Consider the following 20,198-nt stretch of genomic DNA (forward strand, 5'->3'; position numbering starts at 1 on the left):
AGAAAGATGGGGAAAAAGAAAAGTATCGTCGATTTTATGCGCATGAAAAAAGAGGGAGAACCGGTTACCTGGGTTACGGCCTATGATTTTCCCATGGCGTCTTTTGCCCAGCAAGCCGGCATTGACATGATCCTGGTGGGAGATTCCTTAGGCATGGTTGTCTTAGGATACAAAGGAACCAATCCGGTGACCATGGAGGATTGTATTTCTCATTGTCAAGCTGTGCGCAGGGGAGCGCCCAATACCTGGATCGTAGGGGATATGCCTTTTATGTCGTACCAGATATCGGATGCGGATGCTGTTGCCAATGCCGGGCGCTTTATCAAAGAAGCGGATGTAGATTGTGTCAAACTGGAAGGCGGGCAGCGCGTCGCCAGCCGGATCAAAGCGATTACCGATGCCGGCATCCTGGTGATCGGCCACATTGGTTTGACCCCTCAAAGTTCCGGACAATTGGGCGGTTTTCTCGCTCAGGGCCGGGATGTAAAAAATGCCCGGGCCTTGATCAAAGATGCTTTGGCGGTTCAGGAGGCGGGGGCCTATGCCATTTTAGTGGAGGCGGTTCCTCCCGAAGTGACCGGGTTTATGCAAAAGAAGCTGGAGATCCCGGTTTACAGCATCGGCGCCGGACCTGCCGACGGCCAGTTAATTATTTGCGGCGATATGCTGGGGATGTTCCAGGCCTTTACACCAAAATTTGTGAAAAAGTATGCCAATGTGGCGGAAATAGAAATCAATGCGTTTAAAGACTATGCCGATGATGTCCGGACCGGAAGATTTCCTGCTGATGAACATGTTTACCACATTTTAGAACCCATCGAGGAATTTGAAAAGATGTTCAGAGAGTTTGCCTAAGGGACAGGCAGCGGCTTTCTGAAACTGAACAAAAGGGGGACAGGACAGTGGACATATTGCAGTATTGGGATGTACTGGTTACCGCCATATTACGGGGAGGACTCTATTCATTAATGGCAATCGGTCTCTCCCTGGTATTCGGGGTGATGAACATCGCTAACTTTGCCCATGGAGAGTTTTATATGATTGGCGCCTACTTTGCCTTTTTTGCTTTTTCCACCTTTGGCATGAATCCCATTATCAGTATTGTGGTGGCAGGATTGTTGGCCTTTATCGTCGGCGCCATTGTAGAAAAAAGCCTTTTTTATCCGCTCCGGCAACGCAGCAAAAAGGATTGGCTGATGAATACCTTCTTGCTCACCCTGGGCGTATCCATCATCCTGCAAAACGGGGTGAAACTGCTCTGGGGATCTACCTACCGGGGCATTACGGCCTACTGGCCGGGAAGGATTAAGCTGGGATCCGGCGGCATGGAAATCGCCAATGACCGGGTGGTGGGATTTTTCATTGCCGTATTCGCCATTGCCGCCTTTGTGTACTTTCTGAACAAAACCAGGATCGGCCGGGCGATCCGGGCCGTATCCCAGGATGAGACCGGGGCCAGTTTAGTAGGCGTAGACCTGAAAATGATTCATACGTTAACCTTTGCCCTAAGTTGTATGATGGCCGCCTTAGCCGGAGCCTGCCTTTTATCCATTACTCCGGCCTACCCGGTCATGGGCGTCAACCCGCTCTATAAATCATGGTTTGTTTTAATCCTGGTCGGCATGGGGAACGTGGGCGCCAGTATTGTGGGGGGGCTGATCGTGGGCTTGCTGGAAACGATCTCATACTTCCAATTTGGGGCCGGCTGGCAGGATGTTATTAGCTTGACCATCATCATCCTGATTCTGCTCTTTAAGCCAAACGGGATATTTGGCAAAAAAGGCGTCAAGAGTGCGGTAGAATAGAAGATTACAAGTGGGAGAGATGACGAATGGAAAGCAACAAAATAGAAACAGGGCTCGGCAAGGGAGTTCTGAAGAACTGCCTGCATAAATTTGGAATTACCCCCTTCGGGGCAGCTCTGCTGTTAATTCTGGCTTTTGCCCCCATCTTGATTCAGGACGAATTTATGATCCGGCTCTTAATTTCCAGTCTCATGTTCGGCGCCCTGGCCATGTCCTTTGACTTTACTGCCGGCTATATCAATATCTGCAACTTCGGCTATGCGGCCTTTTGGGGGTTAGGAGCCTATACATCGGCGATTCTGGCAGACAAAATAGGGATGTCTCCCTGGCTGGGCATGATCTGCGGGGCAATTTTAGCGGCCATACTGGGATTTGGTCTGGGCCTGCTCACGATCAGATTGGGCGGAATCTTTGCCTCCTGTATGACCTGGTTCGTGGCTCTGGCCATGATGTCGGTAGCGGCAAACTGGGTGGAACTGACGCGAGGGAACTCCGGGATGACGGTGAAAGCCCTTTTTGACACGGTGGAAAACCTTCCTTATTACTATGTGATGTTTGCCATAGTCATTTTGATTTATTTGGTGTTGACCTACATTACCAAATCCAATGTGGGCATGGCCTTCCGGGCCATTGGACAGGACTTGGAAGCCGCAGCCTCCTCAGGAATCAATGCCACTAAATACAAGGTGCTGAACTTTACTATCTCTTGCGGGATGGCCGGCCTTATTGGGGGATTTTATGCCCACTACATCGGTGTTTTGACCCCCCAAGTCATGCATACCAGCCATACCGTGGAGATGATGGCGATTGCCTATATCGGCGGCCGGGGGACAATTTGGGGAGGGCTGGCATGCGCCATGCTGATGATTCCGGCCATGGAATACCTGAAAGACTTGATGGAACTGCGCCTCATTATGTACGGCGCCTTGATGATTCTTGTGATGATCTTTTATCCCAAAGGTTTGGCCGGGCTTTGGCAGAGTCTGGTTGCTCTGGCATGCAAAAGAAATCTTTTCGCCAAATTATTTGGAGCGGATAAAGACAGGCCGAGTGAAAGAGAGAAGACAGACAGTACGGGAACCTTATAAAGGATAAAATATTTTACAAAAAGCGGGTGGAAACAATGATCTTAGAGACGGAAAAGGTTTGTAAACGGTTTGGCGGATTGCAGGCCGTAAAAGAGGTTTCCCTCCAGGTAGAAAAAGGGCAAATTTTTGGATTAATCGGACCGAACGGGGCCGGAAAGACCACCTTCCTCAATTCCATTGCCGGGACTTACGCGCCGGAGAGCGGAAAAGTAATTTTCACCGGCAAGGATGTCACCGGGTACAGAGCAGATAAAATCTGTCATGCCGGAATGGCTAGAACCTATCAAATCGTGCGCTCCTTTCCCCAAATGACGGTGCGGGAAAACGTGATGGTGGGGGGGATTTTTGGCGGTAAACAAAGCAGGGAGAAGGCGGCCCGAAGAGCAGAGGAATTATTGGATTTTGTGGAATTCCCCCTCAGCCATGACCTGCTCGCCCAAAATTTAAATACTATCCAATTAAAAAGAATGGAAATGGCCCGGGCTCTGGCCACCAACTGCCATCTGCTATTATTGGACGAAGTGGCGGCAGGGTTAACCCCGGGAGAGCTAAACGACATTACCGCCTTAATCCGCAGGATACGTGATATGGGTATTACCATTATCATCGTAGAGCACCTGATGAAGCTGATTATGGATGTATGCGACCGCATTTCCGTGCTCTATTTCGGGGAAAAGCTGGCGGAAGGCACACCTGAAGAAATTACGGAGAACGAAAAAGTAATCAAGGCATACCTGGGCGAAAATTATCTGCTTTAACCTGGGCGCAAAAGACATCTCCCGGAGATATTCAGGAAAGAGGAGGGAAAAATGTGCTGGAATTAAAAAACGTCAATGTGGGTTATGGCTACCTCCAGGTCATATGGGACATATCCTTTCGGATCAATGAGGGTGAAGTGGTCGCTATCTTAGGTCCGAACGGGGCGGGGAAGACCACCACCTTGAAGACGGTCATGGGCATCTTAAAACCAAAGAGCGGAAAGATCCATTTTAATGGCAAAGATATCACCGGCACCACAACCAATGAGCTGGTCAAATTGGGTTTGGTATTTGTCCCCGAAGAACGGAACCTGTTTCCCGCCATGACAGTGCTGGAGAACCTGCTCATGGGCGCGTATACCGTGAAAGACAAGAATAAGATCACCCAAACCTTAGACTATATATACACCCTGTTTCCCCGGTTGGCAGAACGAAAAAAACAGCTGGCCGGGACCATGAGCGGGGGAGAGCGCCAGATGCTGGCCATTGCCCGGGGGCTTATGTCCGGTCCCAAAATGATTATGTTGGACGAACCCTCCATGGGATTATCGCCCCAAAACGTATTGTTAGTCTTTGAAACCATCGCGAAACTGCGCAAAGAAAAGGTGACCACACTGATTGTGGAGCAGAATGTGAACACGACCTTAAAGGTAGCGGACCGGGCCTATGTGATGGAGCAGGGCAGAATCGCCATGGCAGGCAGCAGCGCAGAATTGTCCAGTAATGATCATGTGCGAAAAATGTATCTGGGCATTGCCTAAGGATCAATTACCCAAGGGTTTAGCCGGTTTGATATCCGATCGTTAAAATTGACAGGGGAAAAGGAGGTTGGCTGAAGTCATACAGACAGATTCAGGGAAAGGAGACTACTAATGAAGGGAGGGGAGAAATCAGGGTAAGGGTGGATGCTGTTTAGTCATTTCTACTAAAAAGAGAAAAAAGGGGGTTTTGATTAATGAAAGGAATAACAAGTTTCATAAAAGCCCGAAAAATAATGGTAGCTTTTCTCGTATTAATGGCGATCAGTTTGTTGGTTGTGGGATGCGGACAGCAGCAGCAGGGGGAAAATGAAGGGACTGCCCCCGAAGGTGGAGAGAAGGTTGTCAAAGTGGGCGTGATTGGTCCTTTTACCGGCCCGGCATCCCGGGTAGGGGAAGAGTTTAAAGGGGCCATCCAGATGGCTTTTGACCAGATCGGCAACAAGGTCGGTGACTACAAAGTAGAATTTGTCTGGGTTGATGACGAGTCTGACGCGGAAAAAGGGGCCCGGGCTTACGAACAGGCCATCGTCAAGGATAAGATTACCGTAGGCTTTATGGACTGGCACAGCTGGGTGTCTGTTTCCTGCATGGATGTAGCGGCAAAATATAAAATGCCTCACTTCTTCAGTTTTGGCGCTACGGAAGTGGTGAATCAAAAATATGAGCAGGATCCGGAAAAATATAAATATTGGGTGGGAAAAGCCTGGCCGACGCCCTCCCTGTTAAGTATTGCCTATGTGGATACGGTTACGGAAGCGGTGGAAAAAGGTCTATGGACGCCAAAAAATAAGAATGTGGCTGTTTACGGCGTGGACAACGACTGGGGCAGAAGCTTTGGAGAAGCCGTGGCGAAGCAGTTTACCGATGCCGGATGGAATGTGGTCACGAAAGAATGGGTTGGTTTGGGAGAAACGGAATTCTATCCCCTGCTTACCAAACTGAAGAAATCCGACGTTTCTTTGGCGGTAGGTTCCATGTCCGATCCCCCCTCGGTATCTGCCTTTATTAAGCAGACACGGGAAGTTGGCCTGAAAAGCTTAATTATATCCGACGGCCTTGGCTGGGTGGGAGAATGGTATGGTCTCACCGGAGACGCTTCTGACTATGTTTTGGACCAGATTCCTCAGTGGACAACGGATAAAGCGAAAAAATTCCGGGATGATTTCAAAGCGAAATACGGTTTTGAGCCGGGCGCTTCTTCCGGCGGCCTCTGCTATGACTGGGCGAATTACTTTATCAAAGTGATGCAGACGACTTTGGATACCTATGGTGATTTAACGACGGAAAGCTTTGCCAAATGTGCCGAAGAGCAGGTCATGACCGGTAAGCTGACCTATACCGACGGGATCATTATGAAAGAATATAAGTATACCCCGGAAACTTTCCCGGATCCTGTGGTGGATCAAGAGCACTATATCTTCCCGGTGATCCAGTACTTTGACGGACAAGGGAAGATTATTTGGCCGGATGCCTGGAAAGAAGGAGACTTAGCGATTCCTGATAACCTCAAATAAGAATAAAGGGCGAGGTACCGGGTAAAAAATTTTTACCCGGTGCCTCGCATCTTACTTTGAAAAAAATCCATGATCCTGTTCGGGATTTAAAGATTTAGGGATGGAATGAGAAGAGGTGTTGGCGTTGGACCAGCCATTAAAGTCAATCCATGAAGCTTCCATGAGAATTTTAGCGCAGACAGGAATTAGCATCCACCATGCGGAGATTCTGAAGATGGCGGGGAAACTAGGCATCAAGATTTTGGGAGATCGGGCCTTTTTTCAAGAGGATCAGGTGATGAAGTGGGTGATGAAGGCCCCCAAAGTTTTTACCATCTACGCGAGAAATTCTCAAAATGATATGGTGCTTGGAGGGGGAAAAACAGAATTTGCCCCTGGTTATGGCTGCCCCTCCATGATCGAAATTGACGGAAAAAAAAGAGCCGCAACCTATCATGATTATTGCACCTTTTTAAAACTGGTTCAGCAAAGTAGCTATTTTCACATTAACGGAGGTTTAGTGGTTCAGCCCTGGGATTTGACTCCCAAACAATTCCTCCCTCTGATGATTTACTCCACCATGATCCACTCGGACAAATGCTTAATGGGCATACCGGGGAGTACCCTCGAGGTTCTTAAAATGATGGATTTAGCGGGAATTTTATTTGGTCAAGACGCCTTATTGGAAAAACCGCGCATTTTGACTTTGATCAATAGCACCAGCCCCCTGCGATTTGATCAGATCGCTCTTGAGACGATGCTCGTATGTACCCAGCATAATCAACCGCTCATCATCTCACCTGGACCAATGGCAGGAGCGACCGGACCTGTTACTTTGGCAGGCAACCTGGCTCTGGGCAATGCAGAGGCTTTGGCCGGTATTGCTCTAACCCAGATGATTAATGAAGGAACCCCTGTGGTATATGGTTTACAGCCTACCACCCTGGACATGCAATCAGCTTCTGTTTCCATTGGTTCTCCCGGGTGTGCCTTAGGGATGGTTTATTCGGCCCGGCTGGCAAAATTATATGGGCTGCCCAGCCGCTGCGGCGGAGCAAATACGGATGCCAAATATGTATCGGCCCAGAGTGGATTTGAAAGTATGATGGCCATGTTGGGTAGCTGTTTGGAAAGACCCGATTTTATTCTCCATAGTGCCGGAGTATTAGATAGTTATGGCGCCATGTCCTATGAGCAGTTTATCGTAGATTTGGAAATCATGGGGATGGTTAAATATTTCCTCGAAGGGTTAAGCCTATCGGAAAATGATTTGGCCGTAGATTGGATCCACCAGGTGGGACCCGGGGGAGAATTTTTAACATCCCAGCATACCCTGGAAAACTGCCGCAGCGCATCCTGGATACCGGAAATAAGTTTGCGGGGAGTAGTGCGGGAAGATTCTCCCCCTGATGACCTTTTTTTAGAAAAAATCCGGAGAAAAAAAGAGAAAATGCTTCAGGAATATAAAAGTCCTGAGCTTGATGGGGAAATAAAGTCGAAATTGATGCATTATTTAGCGAATGAGATTGAAGTCGATCGTGATTTATTAAAAAAAGTAGGCTGACTCTTTCATTAACCCCCCCCCATCACATAAAATCAACTGAAAGAAGCGAGGTACTCCTCGCTTCTTTCAGTTTGTGTGGGATGAGCAAGTGCCTTAGACTTTGCACCTCTTAGAAGGAGAAAGGGGAAAAAAGTAGAAAATAAACTCCAATCACCTTTGCGTCAGGGATGGGAGGGTGTCTTGTTATACCGTCCCCATGACAGTCTAGCTGTAAACTCAGAATAAAGGAGCCTAGATGATGTCTAATTTACTTAAAATGAGAAATTTTATTGAGCAGGTTTCTGATGCCATTGCTTCTGTACTTGAGCTGGATGTGGTGATCACCGATAAAGATCTGTTCCGGGTGGCGGCCACCGGGATGTACCGGAACCGCCTATCCCAGCGAGTGAATCAAGGCTGCGCCACGGCAAACGTGATTATCGGCAAAAAGTGTATTGTCACGGCCAGCGTACCCGGTGATATTTGCCAGCACTGTACGCGGGGAGGAAAATGCCAGGAAAAAGCCCACATTATCCAGCCTATTGTGGTTGATGACGAATGTGAAGGTGTCATCGGTTTACTGGCTTTTGACGAAAGACAGAAAAACATCATCATTAAACAGCAGGAAAAACTTTTGTTATATACGGAAAAAATGGCTGCTCTGATTTCCAGTACCTTAAAAGAACAGGAAATCCTAAAAAAGAACCTGCTCATCACCAACAAACTCAAAATGACCCTGAACACGGTGGATGAAGGCCTGATCTACGTGGACAACAAAAGAATCGTCACCCAAATTAATGAGGCGGCTTTAGAAATGCTGGGGATCGCGGAAGCCGCTATTCTGGACCGGGAAATGGATGAGTGCCGGATCAAAAGATACGTCTGCGAGGTTTTAAATGAGGGGGTTGCTTTAGATGACCGGGAGATCGTCGACGTGTATCAAGGGAAAAAAATCCATGTTTTTATCACTATCAAACCGATCCTGGGCATCGACGATCAACAAGAAGGTGCTGTTCTGATCTTAAAAGAGTATGCCAAAATAGAAAAAATCGTTTCCAATGTTACCGGAATCCGCAAAGCATATTTTTTTAAAGATATTATTGGGGTAAGCGAAGCGATCAACGAGGTTAAAAATAAGGCGATCAAGGTCGCCAAGATAGATTCCACGGTGCTGCTCACCGGAGAAAGCGGTACGGGGAAAGAAATGTTCGCCGGAGCGATTCATCAGGAAAGCCACCGTAGTACGGGGCCCTTTATTTCCATCAATTGTGCCGCCATCCCGGAAACGCTTTTAGAGAGTGAGCTTTTCGGCTATGAGGAGGGCGCCTTTTCCGGGGCCAAAAAAGGAGGGAAACCGGGTAAATTTCAACTGGCCCATGGAGGGACTCTTTTTCTGGACGAGATCGGCGATATGCCCTTATATTTGCAGACCAAGCTGTTACGGGCGATTCAGGAAAAAACCATTGACAAGGTGGGGGGAACTCGTCCTGTGGAAGTAAACGTCAGGATCATCGCCGCCACCAACAAAAATTTAGAGGATTCCATCGCCAAGGGTGAGTTTAGAAAGGATCTTTTCTACCGGTTAAACGTGATCCCCTTAAATATTCCTCCCTTACGGGAAAGACCGGAAGACATCTATCCCCTGGTCAACATTTTTAAAAACAAGCATGAAAACCTGCTGAAAAAGAATGTGATCGGTTTCTCAAATGAGGTGATGAACATCTTTTATCGCTATAGCTGGCCGGGCAATGTGAGAGAACTGGAGAATGTGGTTGAGTATATGCTTAGTCTGGCAAGCTCGGAGATCATCGGATCCGACAGCCTGCCCCACAAATTAAAGAACTTTTCCTCCGGGTACGGGGGAAAAGGCCCTGCCCTGCTTCCCCTTGCCGAGGTTATTACCAAGGCGGAGGAGTCGGCTTTAAAAGAAGCCGTCGCTTGTGCAGGCAACCATTTGAACGACAAAGAAATCCTGGATTTATGCAGGCAGTTGAAAATAAGCAGAGCGACTTTCTATCGTAAGGCAAAAAAGTACCATCTCTTGTCTCTCTAATGAGACATATATCTCATTTGAGAGACAGGTCTTTCTTTGCTCAATTGTTTTCAAGGAAGTCCTCTTTTTTTTATGCTTTCCGTCTCAATAGTGAGATAAAAAGCTTGAATTTGGGCAGCTTTGACCTTGGCATCATTGTTGCTAATAAAAGGGTAATGGATCTCATGATCCTATTTTAGGTACGGTGAGGAGAGAAAAAATGACTAAAACGGAATTACTGAAAATGTCCTGGATGGAATTCGAGGAAGCCCGTCACAGAACGGACCTTGTGATCGTGCCCGTGGGCTCGATCGAAGTTTTTGGCCCCCATTTGCCTTTAGGGAGTGATACTTTAATTGCCGGACGCCTTGCCATCAGGCTTTCAGAGATGATCAAGGCACTGGTTGCGCCTGTGGTTCCCGTAGGGTATACCCGTCCCTTGATGGAATTTCCCGGGTCTCTTACGGTAACCCCTGATCAATTGGGACAGTATCTTCAGGGGATTTGCACCAGCCTGATCGGGTGGGGATTTAAGAAAATACTGTTTTTCAATACCCACCGGCGCAATGTTCCCATCATCGATCATCTATGCCTGGAGTATTTAAAGCCCCAAAATATAAAAGCTGCCCAGATTTTTTGGTGGCAGATGGTGGAAAACAACGGCAGGCAGCTGATGACCAGTCCGGATTCCCCTTACGGTCATGCCGGGGAAGCCTGCACCGCTGTTCTGATGGAAGTAGCGCCGGAATTAGTAAATATGAATGCGGCGGTTCAGGGGAAGGTGAAGAAAAAATCCCGCTACGGGGAAATATTTAGCTACTCCAGCTATAGAGAAAATGCAGATTCAGGAGTGATCGGGTATCCGGATCAAGCGACACCTGAAAAGGGCAGGGAGGTGGTGAAAATTTGCCTGGAACGGATCGCCGGTTTTGTGCAGGAAGAAATGGGTGAAAATTAACGAGGAGGGAATAAATTTGAAACCGAGAAAAAAATTATGGGGTACCTTATTAGGCATGATTTTAGCAGTTACCATCACGGCCGGTTGCAGTTCCCCGCAAACCCAGGTGGAATATCCCACCAAGCCGATAAAAGTAATCGTGCCTTTAGCAGCAGGAGGGGGGGCGGATATTTTAGCCCGCACGGTGGCCAAATATAGTCCCCTTGAACAGCCCATGGTTGTGGTAAACCTGCCCGGCGGCAGTACCGTCATCGGCACGATGGAGGCCTATAACAGTCCTGCGGACGGCTATACCCTTCTTTGCGCCAATCCGGATGCCATGATGGCCGTTTATCTTGGGGGCACTATGACGACACCGGCCTGGAAGGACATGGAGCCGCTGGCTACTTTGGTCTATGATGGCAATGTGGTAGCTGTTTCCAAAGATTCCAAATTTCACACCATGCAGGATGTGATTGACTTTGCCAAAAAAAATCCCGGCAAGCTGACATGGGGATCAGCGGGCTCAAAGGGGTATTTAGAACAAGTCTCCGCGGAAATCTGGGAGAAGGCCGGGGGACTCCAGATCAAATATGTTCCCTTTGACAGCACCGTTACTGCGCGCACCGCCGCCATGGGCGGTCATGTGGATATCCTCTTCGGCGCGGTTTCCGAGGTGGTTCCCGGGGCAAGATCCGGTGACCTGAGGCCTTTAGCCGTCAGTACTGCCCAACGCTCCGGACTTCTTCCCGATACGCCTACTTTGAAAGAGCTGGGAATAGATATTGATACCGGATTGCATCGCGGGTTTATGGCTCCGCCCAACACGCCTAAACCGGTTGTGGACATCCTGGAGCGGGCCTTAAAAGAAGTCTATGACAATCCGGAATTCCTCAAAACCATTGAGAATGATCTTTATTTTGAAGGACAATTTGTGGGTGCCCAGGATTTAAAGCAACTGCTGGAAGACAGGTATCCGATCCACGAAAGACTGGTCAAGCTGATCGGTGCCCAGAAATAGCCCCGGTCCTGAGGTGGCCGGCAGGCCCATATGGTGCAGGAGCAGTGAACCTTTCGATGCTCCTGATATGGGAAATGCAAGTAAATTCGAGGTGAGAAACATGTATAAAAATGCCGGCGTGTGGGGAGGACTCTTTTTTCTCCTTTTTTCCCTGGTTTTTCTAGGTACTTCGCTCCAATATGACTTTTTTATTCCTCAAGGCGGGATCGGACCGGGCTTTCTTCCCTTTTGGCTCTGCTTATTTCTTGCCCTTTTTTCCCTGGTCTATTTGATTGATGCCCTCAAAAACAATCCGGTCCCGATCAGTACGGTGCTGCCCGATCAGGCAGGTCGGAAGACCATCCTTTTCCTGTTACTTTACATGGTCCTCTTTATGATGATTGTGAAATCCGTTGGTTTTACGATGGCCGCTTCCCTGATGCTCTTCCTGATGTTTAAAGGGTATTTCAAATGGTATGTCAATCTTGGCGTTTCACTGGGGACATCCCTCTTCTTATACTGGGTTTTTGTGATTTGGCTGATGGTCCCCCTGCCGGTGAACGTTTTTGGGTGGTAAGGAGTGAAAGCTAATGGAATCGCTTAATCATTTATTGCACGGATTTGCTATTGCGGCTACCGGGTGGAACTTATGCTATTGCTTGATCGGCGTGACCGTGGGAATGTTCGTAGGCGTAATGCCGGGCCTGGGACCGGTGGCCGGAACGGCCATCCTTATTCCCTTAACTTTCGGCATGGAGCCTGTTTCCGCCATCATTATGCTCTCGGGAATTTACTACGGTGCCATGTACGGAGGAACCATCACTTCCGTATTGATCAATACCCCCGGTGAAGGCGCATCAGTGATCACCTGTATCGATGGCTATGAGATGACTAAGCAGGGCAGGGCAGGTACGGCGCTGGGTGTCTCCGCCATCGGATCCTTTGTGGGGGGCACCGTAGCCGTGATCGGCCTGACCTTTTTTGCCCCTGTGCTGGCCAAATTTGCCCTGCGTTTCGGGCCTCCGGAATTTTTTTGCCTGATGCTTTTAGGAATGATGATGCTGGTGAGCCTGATGGGCCAATCTCTGGTCAAGGGAATGATGGCCGCTTTGTTCGGCTTTGTGCTGGCGATGATCGGGCTGGATCCGGTGACTGCGGAGCTCCGCTTTACTTTTGGCCTTGTGAATATGTACAGCGGGATTGAGCTGACTGCTCTCGCCATGGGCCTTTTTGGCATCTCGGAGATTATGATTGGAGCAGAGGAAAAATTAATACGTAAAAAACCTCCCCGATTAAAAAAGCTGCTGCCGGAAAGCAAAGAATGGAAACCTACCATGAATGCGATCTGGCGGGGCTCGGGTATTGGTTTCTTAGTGGGCCTGTTGCCGGGGGCAAATGCGGTGATTGCTTCTCTGATCTCTTATTCCGTGGAAAAAAAGGTGGCCAAAGACCCCAGCCGGTTTGGGAAAGGAGCCATCGAAGGGGTGGCCGGCCCGGAAACCGCCAACAATGCTTGTGCCGGGGCGGCGACCATTCCCCTGTTTACCCTGGGCATCCCCAGTTCCCCTACCATTGCCGTTTTATTCGGGGCCTTCATGCTGCACGGGCTGACTCCGGGACCGATGCTGTTTCAGGATAACTCAGCTTTTGTATGGGGCGTCATCGCCAGCTTCTATATCGGCAATGTGATCCTGGTGATCATGAATCTTCCCCTGGCCCGATTGTGGGCCAAAGTAGCAATGGTGCCCTTTGACATTCTCTTTCCCCTGGTCCTGATTTTCTGTATCGTGGGGGCTTACAGCGTGAATAACCGTCTCTGGGATGTGGGGGTGATGCTGATTTTCGGTGTGATCGGTTATTTTATGAAAAAAATGGGCTTCCCTGCCGCGGCGGCAGTCCTTCCCTTTGTTTTGGGTCTGAAGATGGAAGCTGCCTTTGTCCAGTCCTTGTACATTTCAGGGGGCAGTATGAAGATTTTTCTCACCAGCCCCATCTGTGTGGGCATCCTCTGCTTTGTGGCGGTGCTGATAGGAGGAAGCATATACAGCTCCCTCAAGAACAAGCGGGGCATGCTGTCCGGCGATATCGAAGCCTAGAGAGCTTTCAATTACAGGATTAAGATAAGGAGAGAGTTGCCATGAAACAATTTATAGCTGCCGCAGTTCAGGTGGACAGTGGAAATGATAAAAAGGAAAATCTGAGGAAGGTGGAGCAATTTATAGATGAAGCGGCAGGCCGCGGGGCTAAATTGATCGGGCTGCCGGAACTGGTCAACTTTATCGGAGACCCGGCCGGCCAATTTGCGAACGCGGAATTGATTCCCGGACCTACCATTGAACGGTTGGGGAAAAAGGCCCGGCAGCATCAGGTTTGGTTGCATTGCGGCAGTATCGGCGAAATCATCCCGGGGGAAAAGAAATTGTATAATACCACGGTATTGTTGAGCCCCCAGGGAGAGATTGCCGCCCAATACCGGAAGATGCACCTGTATGATGTCCAAGTGACCAACGGACCTTCCGCTATGGAATCTGATACGAAAAAGCCGGGAAACCAGATTGTTGTCGCGGACACGGATTTGGCCCAAATTGGGCTCAGCATCTGTTATGATCTGCGTTTCCCGGAGATTTACAGAATTATGGCCTTACAGGGAGCGGAGATTTTCTTGATCCCCGCCTCCTTTACCCTTTTTACGGGCAAAGATCACTGGGAGCCGCTGTTGCGGGCTAGAGCCATAGAGAACCAGAGTTATGTGATTGCTCCCGCTCAAATCGGTGTAAAGCCAAAGTTCCCCGCCTATGGTAAAAGTCTTATGGTTGATCCCTGGGGAAATGTGATTGCCAAAAGCAGTGACAAGGAAGGAGTGATCACCGCAGAAATCGATTTGGATTTACTTTACCGTATCCGGCAGGAGATTCCCTGTCTGAAAAACAGAAGGCCGGACTGCTATCATGAGTAAATTCAGGGACAGTAAATTCAGGGACGGTTCTTGAATTGAATACCTATGTGCGCGGAGAGCAGGCCTGATTTATTCAATCGGACGTAAGGAAATCTTTGTTTTTAATGAAACACCGCTTTCGGGCCGTAAGGTCAGAAAGCGGTGTTTAACTTCCTTTTAAGGCGGCTTATGCCGGCCTTTTCATAGAAGTGGGGCGGACGCCGGGTCTATTTAATTTCCCCCATAAATTTCTGCAACGCTTTATCTACCTGAGCCGGTAATTCCGGCGGTTGATAATTTGACAGGATCTCCTTCCACTTCTTGTTGGCCACTTCCATGGCCTGGCGGGAACCGTTCTCTTTCCACATTTCATAGGTGGTCCGGTTGCTCAGGGCCGGACGGTAGAATTCCCCCCGGAAGTGATGGAAGGTATGCTCTTTATCCAGAAAATGCCCTCCCGGTCCTACTTCTTTGATGACGTCGAAGGCCAGGGTCTCTTGATTCACATCAAAGGATTTTTTGATTCTTTTCACCATGCCGCAGATTTCATCGTCAATGATAAATTTTTCGTAAGAAATGGTATTGTAGGATTCTATAATACCTGCCGCATGCAGGACAAAATTGATTCCGCTCACTTCCGTGATGAGCAGGTTCATCATAGATTCGTATCCGGCTTGGGCATCGGCTGTTTTAACATCTGAAATCGCGCCGCCTCCCCGGCAGGGCAGATGATAGTAGCGGGCCATTTGGGCCGATGCGGCAGTCAAAAGGGACATTTCCGGGGCACCAATGGTCAAAGACCCGGTACTCATCTCTGTAATGGAAGAAGCAGAGCCATAGATAACGGGAGTACCTTCCCGGATCAACTGGGCAAGGGTAATGCCGGCCAGCACTTCCGCGTTTTGACAGACCAGGCTGCCGGCCAGGGTAGCAGGGCCGGTGGCACCGGCCATGGTCAGCGAAGTAATGACTACAGCCTGTCCCGTTTTGGCGTATTCCATTAAAGCACCCAGCATTCTTTCATCAAAGATCAGGGGCGTGATGGAATTGATTAAAGTAAGTAAGGCCGGCTTTTGCACCGGGTTCCATTCAGGTCCGAAAACAAGGGACATCATTTTTACGATATCTTGGGCGCATTTGTCTCCATAGGAGCTGCCCATAAAGCATTTGTCGCTATTTTTGATACAGGAATAGGCCATTTCCACATGCCGTCTGCCGGTAGGGATATCGTTAGGCTCAACGAGAATGCCTCCCGTAAGATCCTGATAAGGACTGGCCCCGGATAATTTAGCCAGGTTGTGAAAATCCTCCAGGGTGCCCTGACGTTTGCCCCGGTCTAAGTCTGTGATAAAAGGAGAGCCGTAACCTGGGGTGAAAACCAGGCTGTCACCGCCGAGGAGCACGTTTTTTTCCGGATTTCGGGCATAAAGGGTAAATTGGCCGGGTGCTTTTTTGATCTGCTCTTCCACCATTTTCCGGCTCAAGAAGACTCTTTGCCCTTCAACCTTGACCCCGGCTTTGGCAAAAACATCCAAGGCAGGGCCGTAACGGAACTCTACACCAATCTTTTCCAAGACATTCATGGTTGTTTCATGAATTTGTTCAATCTGGTCCTTTTTTAAAACCTCGTATTTCTGCATAGATTCCCACTCCTTCACTTTTTTTATGGTCTGGCAGGAAAAACACGTATGGAAAAACAAAGAGTATTTTAAAAGTATTTTAATATTTCAAAATGGGAACCGGTTTATCCTCCCAAGTTTTTTGCTATTAAAGTGACAGTTTTGCCAAAATGTATCCCTTTAAAAGACAACAATCTTGTTTTACATTAATATAAGAACAAGATTGTTGCCATTTGCTTAACTTTGTTTGATCATGACGATTGTTATGGGGATCAGTACCATCACCCCAATCTTAAATATTTGTTATTTATTTGTTTTAATAATATAATTTTACTAGGGAAAACTTAAATGTGGAAATATTTCTATTCTTCATAAATGGGTAGAGGTGTGATATCACTTTGTTTACTCTAAATGAAAAAGAGATCCTGGTTAAAATTCTGGAAACATTTAATTCGGCCACAGATTTAACGGCAATTATGGTTGACCTGGAGGGTAATCCCCTGGATCTTAATGAACATTTGCTGGAAAAATGTCATTTCTGCAAAATCATCCGCGCCATTCCCGAGGCAAAAACCAGGTGTAGTCAGGCTTATGCCCGGGCCGGAAAAATGGCGGCGCTGATCGGGGAGCCCTATATCTTTCGGTGCCCGGCAGGTTTAATCGAGTGGTCTGCACCGATTCTTTTCAATGGACGGCATTTAGGGAGCATCATTTGTGGACAGGTATTAATGTGGAAGCCGGAAGATTTTTTTTGGATCGAATTGACGATGATGAATAAGAAATTCCCTGTAGACATGTCCAGATTGATTACCGCTGCCCAGGAACTGCCCGTGGTGTCGGGCAAAAAAGTGCAAGCAGCCGCCGATTTATTATTTTTTATTGCCAATCATATTGTAAAAACCAGTATGGAGTCGCTGAACCAGCAGAAAAAAATAGAAAAGCAGCGCTTTTTCTTACGGGAAGAAATGGTGGCCCGCAAGCTTTTGGAAACAGGCTGGAATGAGCGGAAAATTTTGAGTGGTAAAAATGATGTTTCCAGTTATCTTAAGAAAGAAAAAGAATTTTTAAGCCTGATCAAACAGGGCAAAAGGGAAGACGTGCTGGAAAACCTTAAAGGTATTTTAGCCGAAATGCAAAATTACTGCCACCAGGATCTAGGCCTTTTAAAGGTCTGTGTTTCCGAATTATTGGCGGTGATTTCACGCAAATTGATCGAAAAAGGAGCTGCTGCGGAACAAATCCTAGCCTTGAATCATCATTACGCAGGAGAAATCCTCAAATTGTCCGCACCAAACCAAATTTTATCCTGTTTCCATGTGATCGTGGAACAGTACTTGGATTTTGCCGATAGTCCCATGCGCAAGAATTCCCAGGTGATTCAACAAAGTTTGGCCTATATACAAAATAATTATCATTTGGATCTCAGACTGGAAAAAGTTGCCCAGGCCGTGTATCTCAGCCCGTATTACTTAAGCCATATATTTAAAGAAGAAACGGGATGTACCATCCTGGAATATTTAACGAAAATTAGAATCGAAAGGGCGAAAAAATTATTGAGTGACCAGAAAAACAGTGTGAAAGAGGTTGCCCAAAAGGTGGGATATAATAATCCCAGTTACTTCAGCAAAATTTTTCGCAGCTTGGAAGGCTTGACACCCAGCGAGTTTCGGCAAGGTAGGGGATGATCACCTGAAAAGGTCGGCGGAAAAAAGCAATAAAAAAGTTTAGGCGGGAAGAATATGGCAATCAGAGAAAAGATCATCAATGCGATCATCAAAGGGAATGCGTCGGAGGTTAAATCTTTGGTGGAAGTGGGCCTCCAGCTTGACCTGACCCCAAGAGAAATCATAGATTCGGCATTGCTTCCGGGGATCATCAATATTGGGGAAAAGTTTAAGCAAAATCGCTTATTAATTCCGGATGTCTTAATGGCTTCGCGGGCGATTCAGGCCGGATTCTACACCTTAGAGCCGGTAATGAAGGAAACAGCTCAGGAAATTGGGCCGAAAGTGGTGATCGGAACCGTGGCCGGTGATTTGCATGATATTGGGAAACAACTGCTCGTGATGATGCTTCAAGGAGCGGGTATGAAAGTAATCGATTTGGGCATTGATGTACCTGCTGAAGTTTTTGTCAAAGCAGTTCAGGAACATCACCCGGATATTGTAGGGATGTCGGCCCTTTTAACGATTACGATGCCTGCTTTAAGAGAGACCGTGGATGCCTTAGAAAGGGAAAATCTGCGCCAATCCGTAAAAGTTATTGTGGGGGGAAGCCCAGTGACCTGGGACTATGCCATGGGTATTGGAGCGGACGGCTATGCTGACTCGGCCTATGAATCCATCGGGTTAATCCAATCTTTATTAAGGTAAATGACGGAGGGCTTTATCCATGAAAAAAGGGAGTGTTCCTGAAGTTTTGCTTCCGGGCACTCCCTTTGGTATCATGAAAGAAATTTTTATTCGTACAATCCGTTGCGATGGGCGGTCAAATACTTCATGCAGAATTCGTCTTTACCCAGGAGGGCCTGGGACGCATACACAAAACCCATCATGGTCTTATCCAGGGGATCCAGGATGTAGCCGTCCATGCCCATAGTCATGGTCTGGATCATGAAGACCTGGTTCAAGATTTTCCGGTTGGGCAAACCGTAGGAAATGTTGCTTAAGCCGCAGATGCCGTGGACTTTGGGATATTTCTGCTTGATCCCGTAAATGGTGTCCAGTACTTCCAAACCGGCTTTGTCTCCCGTGCTCACCGGTTTCACCAGGGGATCCAGGTAGATGTCGTCTTCCGGTACCCCGGCGGCAACCATGTCGCCTACCAGCCTGTCGGCAATTCTTAAGCGGTCTTCCGCAGTTTCCGGCATCCCGGAATCATCCATGCACAGGCCGACGATCTTGGCCTTATATTTTAAGACAAAGGGCAGGATGGTGGCATAGCGTTCTTTTTCCGCGGTGATGGAATTAATCATGGGCTGGCCGTGCTTGCACAGGGAAAGCCCTACTTCCAAAGCTTTGGGATTGGGACTGTCGATACAGAGCGGTGCGGTCACCTGGGACTGCACGGTTTCCACCAGCCAGGCCATGGTTTCTTCTTCATTGAAAACCATGGTGCCGCAATTGACGTCAACGTAATCGGCGCCGGCATCCACTTGTTTCTGGGCCATATCTTTGATAAAAGCGGCGTCTCTGGCTTCTACCGCCGGTTTGATCGCTTTCCGGCTGGTGTTGATCAGTTCTCCAACTATTAACATCTGTTACTTTCTCCTTTTTTAAAATAGGTTTTTTAAAAAATATCCCTGAGACTCCACCCTCTATGAAAAGGGTCTTGTCTCTTTGGTCTTCTCTGATCCCGAAAAGGTTTTTATCTTAGGCAAGCAGTTTTGCACAGAGTTCTACTGCAGAAGCGGCGTCGGGAGCAAAGCCGTCGGCGCCGATTTCATCGGCAAAGTCCTGGGAAATAGGGGCGCCGCCCACGATACATTTTACTTTTAGGCCTTCTTCTTTGATTAATTCAATGGTGTCTTTCATATGCAGCATGGTGGTGGTAAGAAGAGCGGACATAGCTACGATATCAGGGGTATGTTCTTTGATTGCAGCCACAAATTTTTCCGGAGGAATGTCGATGCCTAAGTTAACTACACTGAAGCCGCCGCTTTCCAACATCATGCCCACCAGGTTTTTACCGATGTCATGGAGGTCGCCTTTCACGGTGCCCAGTATGATTTTGCCTTTGCTGGGCATATCTTTGTCGGCGATCAAAGGTTTGACGATTTCAATACCGGATGCCATGGATTTTGCGGACATGAGTACTTCCGGAACAAACATTTCGCCGTTTTTGAACCGGGCGCCCACCACGTTCATGCCGGCGATTAAACCCTGGTTGATAATATCAAGAGGGTTTACTCCTGCGTCTACCAGTGCTTTCGTTTGTTCTCTCACCTGGGCCTCTTTTCCGGAAATCACACTCTGGGACAATGCTTCAAAGTTTGCCATAATTCTAATCTCCTTTACCTTTTAAAATTTTATTATTATGTAGGGGCGGTACCCCTAGGAATCCAAATGATGGCACTTCAGTTGTCACTTTTATAATTCTTTCCAAGATAGCCAATTATTATTTTAGCAAATATTGTGCCATTAATAAATATCTATCAAAAATAAATTTTTCGCCTGCTGTCAATTCCTTCTGATTTGTTTTACCATACCCCGGATTTTATTGTCAATA

Annotated in this window: 18 protein-coding genes; 15 read left to right on the forward strand and 3 right to left on the reverse strand. The window is 47.9% G+C overall.

Going from position 1 to position 20,198, the window contains the following annotated elements; genetic code table 11:
* Window positions 1-6: 6 nt before the first annotated feature.
* The 13 genes from panB to DCMF_RS26715 all read left to right on the forward strand — a co-directional run bounded on the left by panB (window position 7) and on the right by DCMF_RS26715 (window position 14,373).
* Complete coding sequence (panB, locus tag DCMF_RS26655) at window positions 7-855, forward strand: 3-methyl-2-oxobutanoate hydroxymethyltransferase (protein ID WP_148137252.1); 849 nt, start codon at window positions 7-9, stop codon at window positions 853-855.
* Between the two features lie 47 nt (window positions 856-902).
* Window positions 903-1,805, forward strand: coding sequence for a branched-chain amino acid ABC transporter permease (locus tag DCMF_RS26660; protein WP_148137253.1), 903 nt, complete (start codon window positions 903-905; stop codon window positions 1,803-1,805).
* 26 nt (window positions 1,806-1,831) lie between these two features.
* Entirely contained in the window at window positions 1,832-2,893 is a 1,062-nt protein-coding gene (locus DCMF_RS26665) for a branched-chain amino acid ABC transporter permease (protein WP_148137254.1), read from the forward strand.
* Window positions 2,894-2,928: 35 nt separating this feature from the next.
* Window positions 2,929-3,651 carry an ABC transporter ATP-binding protein gene (locus DCMF_RS26670; protein ID WP_148137255.1) on the forward strand — a complete coding sequence of 241 codons (723 nt, stop codon included), beginning with the start codon at window positions 2,929-2,931 and terminating at the stop codon, window positions 3,649-3,651.
* Window positions 3,652-3,704: 53 nt separating this feature from the next.
* Window positions 3,705-4,412, forward strand: a complete 708-nt coding sequence (locus tag DCMF_RS26675; RefSeq protein ID WP_148137256.1) for an ABC transporter ATP-binding protein — start codon at window positions 3,705-3,707, stop codon at window positions 4,410-4,412.
* Window positions 4,413-4,606: 194 nt separating this feature from the next.
* Window positions 4,607-5,926 carry an ABC transporter substrate-binding protein gene (locus DCMF_RS26680; RefSeq protein ID WP_148137257.1) on the forward strand — a complete coding sequence of 440 codons (1,320 nt, stop codon included), beginning with the start codon at window positions 4,607-4,609 and terminating at the stop codon, window positions 5,924-5,926.
* Window positions 5,927-6,050: 124 nt separating this feature from the next.
* Entirely contained in the window at window positions 6,051-7,469 is a 1,419-nt protein-coding gene (locus DCMF_RS26685; protein ID WP_418219613.1) for a trimethylamine methyltransferase family protein, read from the forward strand.
* Window positions 7,470-7,704: 235 nt separating this feature from the next.
* The gene (locus tag DCMF_RS26690) at window positions 7,705-9,501 is read left to right on the forward strand and encodes a sigma-54 interaction domain-containing protein (protein WP_148137259.1); all 1,797 of its coding nucleotides are present in this window, start codon (window positions 7,705-7,707) and stop codon (window positions 9,499-9,501) included.
* A gap of 199 nt (window positions 9,502-9,700) precedes the next feature.
* Window positions 9,701-10,438, forward strand: coding sequence for a creatininase family protein (locus tag DCMF_RS26695; RefSeq protein WP_148137260.1), 738 nt, complete (start codon window positions 9,701-9,703; stop codon window positions 10,436-10,438).
* Between the two features lie 16 nt (window positions 10,439-10,454).
* Window positions 10,455-11,438: a Bug family tripartite tricarboxylate transporter substrate binding protein gene (locus DCMF_RS26700; protein WP_148137261.1), complete on the forward strand. Its 984-nt coding sequence runs from the start codon at window positions 10,455-10,457 to the stop codon at window positions 11,436-11,438.
* Window positions 11,439-11,538: 100 nt separating this feature from the next.
* On the forward strand, window positions 11,539-11,994 hold the full coding sequence (locus tag DCMF_RS26705; protein ID WP_214658936.1) for a tripartite tricarboxylate transporter TctB family protein: 456 nt from the start codon (window positions 11,539-11,541) through the stop codon (window positions 11,992-11,994).
* A gap of 13 nt (window positions 11,995-12,007) precedes the next feature.
* Window positions 12,008-13,513, forward strand: coding sequence for a tripartite tricarboxylate transporter permease (locus DCMF_RS26710; protein ID WP_148137263.1), 1,506 nt, complete (start codon window positions 12,008-12,010; stop codon window positions 13,511-13,513).
* Between the two features lie 41 nt (window positions 13,514-13,554).
* A complete protein-coding gene (locus tag DCMF_RS26715; protein WP_148137264.1) occupies window positions 13,555-14,373 on the forward strand; it encodes a carbon-nitrogen hydrolase family protein in 819 nt (272 codons plus the stop codon).
* Window positions 14,374-14,579: 206 nt separating this feature from the next.
* On the opposite strand, the gene DCMF_RS26720 is transcribed toward DCMF_RS26715, so the two are convergent.
* Window positions 14,580-15,992, reverse strand: coding sequence for a trimethylamine methyltransferase family protein (locus tag DCMF_RS26720; protein ID WP_148137265.1), 1,413 nt, complete (start codon window positions 15,990-15,992; stop codon window positions 14,580-14,582).
* A 377-nt stretch (window positions 15,993-16,369) separates the two neighbouring features.
* Between DCMF_RS26720 and DCMF_RS26725 the strand changes: the two genes are divergently transcribed.
* Together DCMF_RS26725 and DCMF_RS26730 are read left to right on the forward strand one after the other, a co-directional pair.
* Window positions 16,370-17,656: a PocR ligand-binding domain-containing protein gene (locus DCMF_RS26725; protein WP_148137266.1), complete on the forward strand. Its 1,287-nt coding sequence runs from the start codon at window positions 16,370-16,372 to the stop codon at window positions 17,654-17,656.
* A 54-nt stretch (window positions 17,657-17,710) separates the two neighbouring features.
* Entirely contained in the window at window positions 17,711-18,343 is a 633-nt protein-coding gene (locus tag DCMF_RS26730; RefSeq protein ID WP_148137267.1) for a corrinoid protein, read from the forward strand.
* A gap of 86 nt (window positions 18,344-18,429) precedes the next feature.
* Here DCMF_RS26730 and DCMF_RS26735 read toward each other — a convergent pair whose 3' ends face one another.
* Together DCMF_RS26735 and DCMF_RS26740 are read right to left on the reverse strand one after the other, a co-directional pair.
* Window positions 18,430-19,227: a methyltetrahydrofolate cobalamin methyltransferase gene (locus DCMF_RS26735; RefSeq protein ID WP_148136608.1), complete on the reverse strand. Its 798-nt coding sequence runs from the start codon at window positions 19,225-19,227 to the stop codon at window positions 18,430-18,432.
* 115 nt (window positions 19,228-19,342) lie between these two features.
* A complete protein-coding gene (locus DCMF_RS26740) occupies window positions 19,343-19,969 on the reverse strand; it encodes a cobalamin B12-binding domain-containing protein (RefSeq protein WP_148137268.1) in 627 nt (208 codons plus the stop codon).
* Window positions 19,970-20,198 lie beyond the last annotated feature (229 nt).

The organism is Candidatus Formimonas warabiya (genome assembly GCF_002777255.1).
Taxonomy (GTDB): domain Bacteria; phylum Bacillota; class Dehalobacteriia; order Dehalobacteriales; family Dehalobacteriaceae; genus Formimonas; species Formimonas warabiya.

Coding starts and splice junctions, on each gene's coding strand:
- panB (WP_148137252.1), top strand. CDS start 7: ATGGGGAAAAAGAAAAGTATCGTCGATTTTATGCGCATGAAAAAAGAG.
- DCMF_RS26665 (WP_148137254.1), top strand. CDS start 1,832: ATGGAAAGCAACAAAATAGAAACAGGGCTCGGCAAGGGAGTTCTGAAG.
- DCMF_RS26670 (WP_148137255.1), top strand. CDS start 2,929: ATGATCTTAGAGACGGAAAAGGTTTGTAAACGGTTTGGCGGATTGCAG.
- DCMF_RS26680 (WP_148137257.1), top strand. CDS start 4,607: ATGAAAGGAATAACAAGTTTCATAAAAGCCCGAAAAATAATGGTAGCT.
- DCMF_RS26690 (WP_148137259.1), top strand. CDS start 7,705: ATGATGTCTAATTTACTTAAAATGAGAAATTTTATTGAGCAGGTTTCT.
- DCMF_RS26695 (WP_148137260.1), top strand. CDS start 9,701: ATGACTAAAACGGAATTACTGAAAATGTCCTGGATGGAATTCGAGGAA.
- DCMF_RS26705 (WP_214658936.1), top strand. CDS start 11,539: ATGTATAAAAATGCCGGCGTGTGGGGAGGACTCTTTTTTCTCCTTTTT.
- DCMF_RS26710 (WP_148137263.1), top strand. CDS start 12,008: ATGGAATCGCTTAATCATTTATTGCACGGATTTGCTATTGCGGCTACC.
- DCMF_RS26715 (WP_148137264.1), top strand. CDS start 13,555: ATGAAACAATTTATAGCTGCCGCAGTTCAGGTGGACAGTGGAAATGAT.
- DCMF_RS26720 (WP_148137265.1), bottom strand. CDS start 15,992: ATGCAGAAATACGAGGTTTTAAAAAAGGACCAGATTGAACAAATTCAT.
- DCMF_RS26730 (WP_148137267.1), top strand. CDS start 17,711: ATGGCAATCAGAGAAAAGATCATCAATGCGATCATCAAAGGGAATGCG.
- DCMF_RS26735 (WP_148136608.1), bottom strand. CDS start 19,227: ATGTTAATAGTTGGAGAACTGATCAACACCAGCCGGAAAGCGATCAAA.
- DCMF_RS26740 (WP_148137268.1), bottom strand. CDS start 19,969: ATGGCAAACTTTGAAGCATTGTCCCAGAGTGTGATTTCCGGAAAAGAG.